General features: G+C 73.4%; 7 protein-coding genes. 5 read left to right on the top strand and 2 right to left on the bottom strand.

Annotation, left to right across the window (positions count from 1 at the left end):
* Together AC061S_RS37205 and gabT are read right to left on the bottom strand one after the other, a co-directional pair.
* Positions 1-831: phosphatase PAP2 family protein (locus tag AC061S_RS37205; protein ID WP_478690296.1), on the bottom strand; the 831-nt coding region annotated here is incomplete at its 3' end.
* A 165-nt stretch (positions 832-996) separates the two neighbouring features.
* The gene (gene gabT / locus AC061S_RS37200) at positions 997-2331 is read right to left on the bottom strand and encodes a 4-aminobutyrate--2-oxoglutarate transaminase (protein WP_478690295.1); all 1335 of its coding nucleotides are present in this window, start codon (positions 2329-2331) and stop codon (positions 997-999) included.
* Positions 2332-2578: 247 nt separating this feature from the next.
* Here gabT and AC061S_RS37195 point away from each other — a divergent pair, with 247 nt between their 5' ends.
* The 5 genes from AC061S_RS37195 to AC061S_RS37175 all read left to right on the top strand — a co-directional run bounded on the left by AC061S_RS37195 (position 2579) and on the right by AC061S_RS37175 (position 11789).
* Positions 2579-5008 (top strand): ATP/GTP-binding protein, encoded by a 2430-nt coding sequence (locus AC061S_RS37195; RefSeq protein ID WP_478690294.1) that lies wholly within the window; start codon positions 2579-2581, stop codon positions 5006-5008.
* 190 nt (positions 5009-5198) lie between these two features.
* The gene (locus AC061S_RS37190) at positions 5199-6779 is read left to right on the top strand and encodes a PucR family transcriptional regulator (protein WP_478690293.1); all 1581 of its coding nucleotides are present in this window, start codon (positions 5199-5201) and stop codon (positions 6777-6779) included.
* Between the two features lie 433 nt (positions 6780-7212).
* On the top strand, positions 7213-8658 hold the full coding sequence (locus AC061S_RS37185; protein ID WP_478690292.1) for an aldehyde dehydrogenase family protein: 1446 nt from the start codon (positions 7213-7215) through the stop codon (positions 8656-8658).
* Positions 8659-8939: 281 nt separating this feature from the next.
* Positions 8940-9665, top strand: a complete 726-nt coding sequence (locus AC061S_RS37180; protein WP_478690291.1) for a thioesterase II family protein — start codon at positions 8940-8942, stop codon at positions 9663-9665.
* Between the two features lie 135 nt (positions 9666-9800).
* Positions 9801-11789 carry an acyl-CoA dehydrogenase family protein gene (locus AC061S_RS37175; RefSeq protein WP_478690290.1) on the top strand — a complete coding sequence of 663 codons (1989 nt, stop codon included), beginning with the start codon at positions 9801-9803 and terminating at the stop codon, positions 11787-11789.
* The last annotated feature ends 24 nt before the right edge of the window (positions 11790-11813 follow it).

The raw sequence follows: 11813 nt of genomic DNA, 5'->3' as shown, positions 1-11813 counted from the left end.
TGGGGGTCGTAGGGCCGCACCCTCCGGCCGGGCGGGGCGGGGGGGTGCGCGCCCCGGCCCTGCCACGCTTCGCACCGCGAGCAGCAGTGGCGTGCACATCAGGAGGCTGGCCAGGACGTCCAGGGGCCAGTGGTAGCCGCGCAGGATCAGCCCCGCCGCCGTCAGGACGGTGAGGGCGGCCGCGAGGAGGAGGGGCCAGCGGCCCCGGCGGCCCCGGGCGTACGGGCGCACGAGCAGGGCCGCGCCCACGTACGCCACGTAGGCGGTGGCCGTGTGGCCCGAGGGGTAGTAGCCGGAGGCCCAGGGCTCCAGGGGGCCCGGCCGGCCAGTCCACACCTTCAGCGGGACGACGAGGGCCGGCACCAGGGCCATGGCCAGCGCCGCTGCCGCCGCGCCCCGGCGGTTGCCGCGCCACGCGGCGTAGCCGGCCGCGAGGAGCAGGACGGGGAGCGCGACCGGGACGTTGCCGAAGTCGGAGAGACGCTGGGTGACCGCGTCGGGGACGGTGCGCACGAGCGCCCGGCTGAGGCCGGCGTCCGGGACCAGCAGCGGCCCGGACACGAGGACCTGCCAGGTGATCAGGGCGAAGAGCGCGACGCAGATCGCGGAGATCGCGTAGCTCGCGAAGAAGAGAGTGGCCGGCCGCCCCGGAACAGGGGGGGTGGTTCCGGGGCGGCCGCCCGGATCGGTATGCCGGGCGCCCCGGGGGGTTTGGGGCGTGCGGCCGTCCGATCGGTGAGGAGTGTGCGCGAACGCATGCCCAGTGCGGCGCTGGGGAAGCCCGGTACTGGTGTCGCCTCCGGTTTCCCGGGAGCGGGGTGTCTCACTCATCTGCAGAAACCGTACGGCAGCGGAAGGGGGACCGACAGCGGGAAAACGCTCCCGCCATCGGCCCCCCACACCTTCTTCACAGTGCCCGACCGTTACCCGCGGTAGTGATCGCGTGGTGATCGAGGATCGTGCCCCCGCGTTCTACCGGCTGTGTCAGACGTTCGATCAGAGGGCCGCGAACGCGGCCTCGATGACGTCCAGGCCCTCGTTCAGCAGGTCGTCGCCGATGACGAGCGGCGGCAGGAAGCGGAGCACGTTGCCGTAGGTGCCACAGGTGAGGACGAGCACGCCCTCGGCGTGGCAGGCCTTGGCGAGCGCGCCGGCCGCCTCCGGGTTCGGGGTCTTGGAGGACGGGTCCTTCACGAGCTCGATCGCGATCATGGCGCCGCGGCCGCGGATGTCGCCGATGATGTCGTACTTCTCCTGCATGGCCGTCAGACGGGCCTTCATGACCGACTCGATCTTCTTCGCCGCGGCGTTGAGGTCGAGCTCCTTCATGGTCTCGATGGAGCCGAGCGCACCGGCACAGGCCACCGGGTTGCCGCCGTAGGTGCCGCCCAGGCCGCCACCGTGCACGGAGTCCATCATCTCGGCGCGGCCGGTCACGGCGGCGAGCGGCAGGCCGCCCGCGATGCCCTTGGCGGTCGTGATGAGGTCGGGGACGATGCCCTCGTCCTCGCACGCGAACCACTGGCCGGTGCGGCAGAAGCCGGACTGGATCTCGTCGGCGACGAAGACGATGCCGTTGTCGTTGGCGAACTTCACGATCGCCGGGAGGAAGCCCTTGGCCGGCTCGATGAAGCCGCCCTCGCCGAGGACCGGCTCGATGATGATCGCGGCGACGTTCTCGGCGCCGATCTGCTTGACGATGTTGTCGATCGCCTGGGCGGCGGCCTCGGGGCCGCAGTTCTCGGCGCCGGTCGGCCAGCGGTAGCCGTAGGCGACCGGGACGCGGTAGACCTCGGGGGCGAACGGGCCGAAGCCCTGCTTGTACGGCATGTTCTTCGAGGTCAGGGCCATCGTGAGGTTCGTACGGCCGTGGTAGCCGTGGTCGAAGACGACGACGGCCTGGCGCTTGGTGTACGAACGGGCGATCTTGACGGCGTTCTCGACGGCCTCGGCGCCGGAGTTGAACAGCGCCGACTTCTTGGCGTGGTCACCCGGGGTGAGCTCGGCGAGGGCCTCGCAGACCTCCACGTAGCCCTCGTAGGGGGTCACCATGAAACAGGTGTGGGTGAAGTCGGCGAGCTGCGCGGCGGCGCGGCGCACGACGGCCTCGGCGGAGGCGCCGACCGAGGTCACGGCGATGCCGGAGCCGAAGTCGATCATGCGGTTGCCGTCGACGTCCTCGATGATGCCGCCGCCCGCGCGGGCCGTGAAGACGGGGAGCACGGAGCCCACGCCGCCGGCCACCGTCGACAGGCGGCGGGCCTGCAGCTCCTGCGACTTGGGGCCGGGGATCGCGGTGACGATGCGGCGCTCCTGCGGGACAGCGGTCATAGGGGGCTCCTGGGGGGTGGGGGTGTTTTCGGACGCACTTGTGTCTTTGTCCGCAGGCTAGGCCCGGGAGGCGTGGTCCTGCATGCTCCGTTCGGGAGTGGTGCCCGCGTGTCCTTGTCCGTGACGGCCATAGGAAGGAATCCGCGCATGTCCTGTGGATCACGATGGGGTACGGGCCGTGGGGCGGCGACGGCCACTAGATTGAGCGCGCAGCGCAGCGCGGTATCGGGCAGGGGGCAGGGGTTACATGGACACCGACGGCACGCACGGCGGGGACCGCGGCAGGTACGGCGGCTCGCCCGATGTGGGGCCCGGCGGTCCCCAGATCCCCCGGCCGTCCGGCCCGCCGCCCTCGCCGCCGCGACCGGTCACGGCCCCGCCGCCGCCCGCGTACGCACCGGGAAGCCCTGCCGCAGGTGTGCCCGCGGCTCCCGCGGGGGCTCCCTTCACCGCATGGCTGAGCGCCCCGCGGCCGGAGGCGAAGCCCGGTGTCTGGCGCTACGCCTACACCCCGGCCGTACCGAAGTCCGCCACCAACGGCCGCTCGCTGATCACCCGGGTCGTGGTCTCCTTCCTCGTCTTCTTCGTGTGCTGGCAAGCCTTCCTCGACAGGAACCTCCCCCTCGCCGAATCCCCGCTCTACTACTTCACCCCTGACAGCTGGTGGACGGGCAACCTGGGCAAGGTGCCGATCGACCACCGCGGCCAGGCGGCCAGTCAGTTCTACGAGCTGCTGGTCACCGTGGGCCTGTTCCTCGGCTTCGCCAAGCTGGGAGGCTGGCGGACCGCCTTCGACCAGCTGATCGCCGCCCGCGGCCCCTGGTACCGCGCGCTGGGCGCCGCGGCAGGAGCCTTCGCCGTCGTGCTGCTGATCCAGAGCCCGAGCGAGATCCTCATGGTCTATCCGCTGGCCTTCGGGCACCTGCCATACCCGGAGCTCGGCGAAACGGGCGGTGCGGTGGTCACCAACGTCCTGTACGTACTGATCTACGCACCCGTCGGCCTCTACTTCGCCCGCCTCGGTGGTTGGGCCGCCTTGCTGAGAGGCCTCCGGTCTCCCGCCCTCCCCGTAGACCTCCCGCACACGGTGACCCCGGGTGGCCCGGACTCTCCGGCCGGCTGGCCGCAGTTGCGGGCCGCCGGGCTGGTGGAGTCCGCGGACCGGCTGGCCGCAGAGGCCGCGGGTGGGCGGATGAACGACGTCGACCACGCACGGATCCGACGGGCCTGGGAGTCCGTGAGGGCCGATCCTTCGCGGCGCCCCGCCTTCGTGGAAGCCGTACGGGCGAAGGGCGCGGCCGCCTGCGGCCATCCGTCGGGCGCCCGCGACCTGCCCGTCCGCGCCGCCTCCCACGACCTGGCCGTCGGGCAGGTCTGGCTCGGCCGGGTCACCGGTGCCGAGCCGAACCCCCAAGAACGCCGCGGGACCGGGCTGGCCCTCGACCCGGGTGTGCTGGGCACGTCGGTCCTCGCCGTCGGCCCCTCGGGCTCGGGCAAGACCCACCGGCTGGTCAGGCCGGTCGTGGAGTCGCTGGCCCTCCAGGCGCTGGCCGGGCAGGCCGCGGTGATCGCCGTCGGCGCTGCGGGAGCCCGGCTCGGTCCCGACGACGCCTACGACATCGTGGTGCGCCTGGGTGACCCCGCATCCGTCCACGATCTCGACCTCTACGGCGGAACCGGGGACGCCGACGAGGCGGCTTCCTTCCTCGCCGAAGCATTCGTGGGCGATCTGCCGGGCGTCGACGTACGCCGGTCGGCGACGGCGCTCACCCAGATCCTCGGCCCGTTCCACGGAGCCCACGGCCGCTTCCCGACCGTGCCCGAGCTGCGGGCGCTCCTCGAACTGCTGCCCGCGGCGGTCGAGGCGCTGCGGCACGAGCTGGAGGGTTCCGGGCAGCAGGCCATGCTGCGCGAGCTCGACACCCGGGCGCGGCAGCACGGCGTCCACGGCGACCCGGGACCCGTTCTCGCCGACAGGGCGGCGCTGCTGGACCGGCCGGCGTTCCACGGCTTCTTCGACACCACCGGCGGCGGACGGCCCTTCTCGCTCCGCGCTCTGGAACACCCCGTGCGGGTCCGTGTGGATCTCCCCGAGCGTGCCCATCCGGACGCCTCCCGGCTGCTGGCCCGGCTGCTCCTCGCCCAGTTCAACGCGGCGGCCGCGGCCCGTGCCGACCGCTCCCTCTTCGCCCTCCTGGCCCTCGACGACGCCGCGCACACCCTCACCGCCGAGGCTGTGCGCGGCATGCACGGGCTCCGCTCGGCCAACGCGGGAGTCCTGCTGGCGCTGCGCACCCTGGACGACGTACCGGAGGCGCTGCGCACCCCGCTCCTCGGAGCCGTCGGCTGCCGGATGGTCTTCTCCGGGGTCACCACGTGGGACGGCAAGTGGTTCGCCGACGCCTGGGGGACCGAGCTGGTCGAGACGCGGGACGTCACGACCCGTACGGTCTATGCCGACCAGCCCTTCACCCGGGCCGTGCACGCCGTGCGCAAGGTGATCACCGGCAAGGCCGTCACCACGGACGCGGTCACCGTGCGCCAGACGGAGCGGGAGCGCTGGTCGGCCTCCGCCCTCGCCAACACCGTGCCCCCCGGCCACGCCGTGCTCTCCCTCACCTCCGTCCGCGGCGAGCGGGCCGCCCCGCTGCTGGTACGGCTCGGAGGACGGGACTGAGACGGGGCGGACGACGGGCGGGCCCGGGCGGAGGGGGACGGGCCGGACGGAGCGGACCCGTACGGGGTGGCAGAATCGAGGGGAGCCGTTCGTACGACACGGCGAAAACCGCGGTGGTGTTCCACGGCGAGAATCCTCCGTCGGCATCTCGCCGCCGAACACCTCCTCTCCCTAAGGCGCCCCGGTACCCATGCCGCTCACCCTCGCCTCGCTCGTCCAGCACTCGGCGCTCAAACTCAGCGTCCGGGCCGGGGAGGGCCGCCTCGACACCCCCGTGCGCTGGGCCCACGTCAGTGAGCTCGCCGACCCCGTCCCGTACATGGAGGGCGGGGAGCTGCTCCTCATCACCGCGATGAAGCTGGACGCGGAGGACCCCGAGGAGATGCGGCGCTACGTACGCCGGCTCGCCGCGGCCGGGGTCGTCGGGATCGGCTTCGCCATCGGCGTCAACTACGACGCCGTGCCCGAGGCCCTGGTCGAAGCCGCCACCGCCGAGGACCTGCCGCTGCTGGAGGTGCCCCGGCGCACCCCGTTCCTCGCCATCAGCAAGGCCGTCTCCGCCGCCCTCGCCGCCGACCAGTACCGGGCCGTGACCGCCGGCTTCGAGGCGCAGCGCGAGCTGACCCGGGCCGCGCTGTCCGCCGACGGGCCCGCCGAACTGCTGACGAAGCTGGCGGCGCACGTGCACGGCTGGGCCGCCCTCTACGACACCTCGGGCGCCGTCGTCGCGGCCGCGCCCGACTGGGCGGCGCGCCGGGCCGCCCGGCTCACCCCCGACGTGGAACGGCTGCGCGAGCGCCCGGCTCCGGCCAGCGCCGTGGTGGGCGGCTCCGAGGACCGGGTGGAGCTCCAGTCGCTGGGCACCGGGCGGCGGGCGCGCGGAGCCCTCGCGGTCGGCACCGGAGCCCCGCTCGGCACGGCGGAGCGGTACGCCGTCCACTCCGCGGTGGCCCTGCTGACCCTCACCACCGAACGCTCCCGCTCCCTGCACGACGCGGAGTCCCGGCTCGGCGCCGCCGTGCTGCGCTTGCTGCTCGCCGGCCAGGCGGAGCACGCCCAGGCCGTGGCCGGGGACCTGTACGGGGCCCTGCTCGACGCGCCGTTCCGGATCCTCGTGGCGGAGCCCGCGCTGGCGGGCACGGCCCAGCCGGAGGGCCTGGCGATGCTGGCCGACGCCGTGGAATCGGCGGCGGCGCGCACCGGGGAGACCCTGCTGGTGGTGCCGGAGCCCGGCCGGCTCGTGGTCCTGGCGGCCGACGGGGGCTCGGCGGTCCAGGCGTGCGCGGAACACGCGGACGCCCTGGAATCCCGGCGCGGCCGGGAGACGGGCGAACCGGAGCCCGACGAGCTGGTCCTCGGCCTGTCGGCGCCCGCGGCGGCCTCCGGCGTGGCGGCCGCCTTCAAACAGGCCGACCAGGCCCTGGCCGTGGCCCGGCGGCGCGGCCGCCCCATGGTCGAACACGAGGACCTCGCGGCGGGCTCGGTCCTCCCGCTCCTCGCCGACGACGCGGTACGGGCCTTCGCGGACGGCACGCTCCGCGCGCTGCGCGAGCACGACGAGAAGGGCCGGGGCGACCTGGTGGCCTCCCTCCAGGCCTGGCTCTCCCGCCACGGCCAGTGGGACGCGGCGGCGGCCGACCTCGGCGTCCACCGCCACACGCTGCGCTACCGGATGCGGCGGGTGGAGGAGATCCTGGGCCGCTCCCTGGACGACCCGGACGTCCGCATGGAGCTGTGGCTCGCCCTGAAGGCGACATCGACCCCGGCGTAGTGCCGACCGGGGTGGACGGCCGCTGCGCGGGGCAAGTCCCCTACCCGCCCTTCCACCGTTCCCCGGGGCTGCGCCCCGGACCCCCTGGGGCTCCGCCCCAGACCCCGCGCCTCAAACGCCGGCGAGGCTGGATGCATCCAGCCGGTCCCGCGTTTGAGGACCGGGTCCGGGCGGAGCCCGGGGAACGGGCGAAGGGCGGGTGGGGGACAGCCCCGCGTAGCGGCCGCCCGCGCCCGGCGCAGCCCGGCCCGCCCGGCCCCTCGTACAGCACCCCGCAGGGGCCCCGCACGGGCGGCAGCCGCCCCGACACTGACAAAGCGGCGCGCCGCGCCACGCACGTACTCCACCCCGGACAAACGCCGAAACCCCGGCGGAGTCCTACGGTGGAGGGGACAAGGACCCACCGCACACACTCCGAAGGGCCGGGATCAGCATGACTTCCACCCACGCCTTCTGGCTCGCCGGCCGCCAGGCCACGGGCGACGACAGCTTCGACGTCCACTCCCCGTGGGACGGCCGCCTCGTCGCCGCCGTGAGCGTCCCGACCGACGCCCAGGTCGAAGAGGCCGTGGCCGCCGCGTACGCCGTGACGGCGGAGTTCTCCGCGACCCCGGCCCACGTACGCGCCGAGGCCCTGGCCCACGTCGCCCGCCGGCTCGCCGAGCGCACCGAGGAGATCGCGCTGCTGATCTCCGCCGAGAACGGCAAGCCGATCAAGTGGGCCCGCGGTGAGGTCGGCCGTGCGGTGTCCGTGTTCCGCTTCGCCTCCGAAGAGGCCCGCCGCTTCAACGGCGGAGAGGCCCAGCGCCTGGACACCGACGCCGGCGGCGTCGGCCGCCTGGCCCTGACCCGCCGCTTCGTCAAGGGTCCGGTCCTGGGCATCGCGCCCTTCAACTTCCCGCTGAACCTGTGCGCCCACAAGGTGGCCCCCGCCATCGCCGTCGGCGCGCCGATCATCCTGAAGCCGGCCCCGGCCACCCCGCTCTCCGGTCTGATCCTCGGCGAGCTGCTCGCCGAGACCGACCTGCCGGCCGGTTCCTGGTCCGTCCTCCCCGTCGCCAACGACAAGATGCCGGAGCTGGTCAAGGACGAGCGCCTGCCTGTCATCTCCTTCACCGGTTCCGACAAGGTCGGCTACGCCATCCAGCAGGCCGTGCCCCACAAGCACTGCACCCTGGAGCTCGGCGGCAACGCCGCGGCCGTGGTCCTGGAGGACTGGTCCTCGGAGGCCGACCTCGACTGGGCCGCGACCCGCATCGCGACCTTCTCGAACTACCAGGCCGGCCAGTCCTGCATCGGCGTGCAGCGCGTGATCGCCGACGCGACGGTCTACGACCGCCTCGTCGAGAAGGTCGTCGCCAAGGTCCGCGAGCAGGTCACCGGCGACCCGAACGACTCCGCCACCGACGTCGGCCCCCTCGTCTCCGAGGACGCCGCCAAGCGCGTCGAGTCCTGGGTCGACGAGGCCGTGGCCGCCGGAGCCAAGCTGCTCACGGGCGGCAAGCGCGAGGGCGCCTCGTACGAGCCCACCGTCGTCGCGGAGGTGCCCGAGGGTGTCACCCTCGCCACCGAGGAGGTCTTCGGACCGGTCCTCACCCTGCGCCGGGTCGAGAACACCGACGAGGCCTTCGCCGCCGTCAACGACTCGAAGTTCGGTCTGCAGGCCGGTGTCTTCACGCGGAACATCCAGACCGCGTTCCGCGCCCACCGCGAGCTGGAGGTCGGCGGCGTGATCGTCGGCGACGTCCCGTCCTACCGTGCCGACCAGATGCCCTACGGCGGCGTCAAGCAGTCCGGTGTGGGCCGCGAGGGCGTGCGCTACGCGATGGACGACTACACCTACGAGCGGGTCCTGGTCCTCAGCGGCCTCGACATCTGACCGAACTCGTACGGCCACCAAGCCGACGGCCGGAGCCTACTGTGCGGGGGCTCCGGCCGTCTTCCATTTCCCCTCCGACCTCCGACCTCCGACCTGCGCGGACAGCCGGATCCCGGCCGGTCCCGGGTACGGGGAGGGCGGCGGGCCGATTTAGGCTGTGCCGGGATGTCACCGGCGGTCACGGCGCGGCCGGTGCTGCCGGGCGCCGCCGTCGCCCGGGCCCGGTCCACGGCCCCACGCCACCGGGCGCGACGATCCTCGGCCGACGAAGCGAGTCGTACATGTCCTACCTGGTCCGCCACCGTCCGGCTGCCGGAGCCTCCCTGCGCCTGGTGTGCTTCCCGCACGCGGGAGGCAGCGCGAGCTTCTTCCGTGACTGGCACCGCCACCTGGGCCCTTCCGTCGACGTCGTGGCCGTGCGGTACCCGGGGCGCGAAAGCCGCTTCGGCGAACCGCTGATCCCGACGATGGACGCGCTGTCGCCGCAGATCGCCTCGGAACTCCTGGCCGAACCCCCCGTGCCCACGGTGTTCCTCGGCCACAGCATGGGCGCGGCCGTGGCGTACGAGACCCTCCTTCGCCTCGAAGCCGCGGGCGCGGAGCACGTCACCCGCCTGTGCGTTTCGGGCCGCGGACTCGCCGGCCCCACCGCCCGGGTGCTCCCGCGCTCGGACGCGGACCTGATCGCGGCCGTCGTCTCGCTGGGCGGACCCCACGTCGAGGTCTGGAAGGACCCGGACCTGCGCGAGGTGTTCCTGCCGATCGTGCGCAACGACTTCGACCTGATCGACAGCTACCGCCGCCGCGAGGACGCCCCGCTGCTGCGCGCCGGCGTCATGGCGCTCACCGGTGACAGCGACCCGCGCGTCGCCCTCGCGGACGCGGAGAAGTGGTCCACGGTCACCGAGGGCGCCTTCGCGTCCCACGTCTTCGAGGGCGGCCACTTCTACCTCGTCCCCCACGCGGAGCGGGTCTCCCGCCTGGCCGTGGCCCGTCACGGCGCCTGAGCGCGCGGGAGCCGAGGGGGACGCTCCGGGCGTCCCCCTTTTACCGCCGCTTCCCCGCCGCCCGAAACGGGTACGACTCACTGGTAGCACCCACCGGTAAGCACCCCCTCTCTCGGCGGCGAGGTGAGCCCCCTCATGTCCGCAACACAGCCCGGCGACAGCGACAGCGACACCCAGTCGGCACAGCCCGTACGGCCCGTACAGCCCAAGGTGACCGAGCGCGAGGCACGGCAGGTCGCGGAAGCGGCCCGGGAACAGAACTGGCAGCGGCCGAGCTTCGCCAAGGAGCTGTTCCTCGGACGGTTCCGACTCGACCTGATCCACCCCCACCCGCTCCCCGCCGAGGAGGACGTCCGGCGCGGAGAGGCCTTCCTGGCCCGGCTGCGGGAGTTCTGCGAGACCTCCGTCGACGGAGCGCGCATCGAGCGCGAGGCGAAGATCCCCGACGAGACCGTGCGCGGGCTCAAAGAGCTCGGCGCGCTCGGCATGAAGATCGACCCGAAGTACGGGGGCCTCGGCCTCACCCAGGTGTACTACAACAAGGCGCTCGCCCTCGTCGGCTCCGTCAGCCCGGCCATCGGAGCCCTGCTCTCCGCCCACCAGTCGATCGGCGTGCCCCAGCCGCTGAAGATGTTCGGCACGCAGGAGCAGAAGGACGCCTACCTGCCGCGCTGCGCGACCACCGCCATCAGCGCCTTCCTGCTCACCGAGCCCGACGTCGGCTCCGACCCGGCGCGCCTGGCCACCACGGCGGTCCCCGACGGGGAGGACGCGTACGTCCTGGACGGGGTCAAGCTCTGGACCACCAACGGGGTCGTCGCCGACCTGCTCGTCGTCATGGCCCGGGTTCCCAAGAGCGAGAACCACCGCGGCGGGATCACCGCCTTCGTCGTCGAGGCCGACTCGCCGGGCATCACCGTCGAACACCGCAACGCCTTCATGGGCCTGCGCGGCCTGGAGAACGGCGTCACCCGCTTCCACCGGGTCAGGGTCCCCGCGGCCCAGCGCATCGGCGCCGAGGGCGCCGGGCTGAAGATCGCGCTGACCACACTGAACACCGGCCGGCTGTCGCTGCCCGCCATGTGCGTGGGCGCGGGGAAGTGGTGCCTGAAGATCGCCCGCGAATGGTCCGGCGTACGCGAGCAGTGGGGACGGCCGGTCGGCCTGCACGAGGCCGTCGGCGCCAAGATCTCCTTCATCGCGGCCACCACCTTCGCCCTGGAGGCCGTGGTCGACCTGGCCTCCCAGATGGCCGACGAGGACCGCAACGACATCCGCATCGAGGCCGCCCTCGCCAAGCTCTACGGCTCCGAGATGGCCTGCCTGATCGCCGACGAGCTGGTCCAGATCCGCGGCGGGCGCGGCTTCGAGACCGCCGAGTCCCTCGCCGCCCGCGGCGAGCGGGCCGTCCCGGCCGAGCAGATGCTCCGCGACCTGCGCATCAACCGGATCTTCGAGGGATCCACCGAGATCATGCACCTGCTGATCGCCCGCGAGGCCGTGGACGCCCACCTGTCGGTGGCCGGCGACCTCATCGACCCGGAGAAGGCGCTGGGCGACAAGGCGAAGGCGGGCGCCCGCGCCGCCGGGTTCTACGCCCGCTGGCTGCCCCAGCTCGCCACCGGCGCCGGCCAGGTCCCCGGCACCTACCGGGCCTTCCACCCGAGCGGCCACCCCGACCTGGCCACCCACCTGCGCTACGTCGAACGCGGGTCGCGCAAACTCGCCCGGTCGACCTTCTACGCCATGTCCCGCTGGCAGGGCCGGATGGAGACCAAGCAGGGGTTCCTCGGCCGGATCGTCGACATCGGCGCCGAGCTCTTCGCGATGAGCGCGGCCTGCGTGCGCGCCGAGCACCTGCGGGCCTCCGGCGAGCACGGCCGCGAGGCCTACCAGCTGGCCGACGCCTTCTGCCGGCAGTCCCGGCTCCGCGTGGAGGAGCTCTTCGGGCGGCTCTGGGACAACACCGACGACCTGGACCGCAAGGTCGCCGCCGGGGTCCTGTCCGGCACCTACACCTGGCTGGAGGAGGGCGTACTCGACCCCTCCGGCGACGGCCCGTGGATCGCCGACGCCGCCCCCGGCCCGTCAACCCGCGAAAATGTCCACCGGCCCCTGCGCTGACCTGCAATCATCGCCGGACGTCGG

This window comes from Streptomyces sp. CA189, from assembly GCF_056428985.1.
The sequence above is the reverse complement of the archived record's forward strand: the minus strand, read 5'-3'. Positions and strand labels throughout refer to the sequence as shown.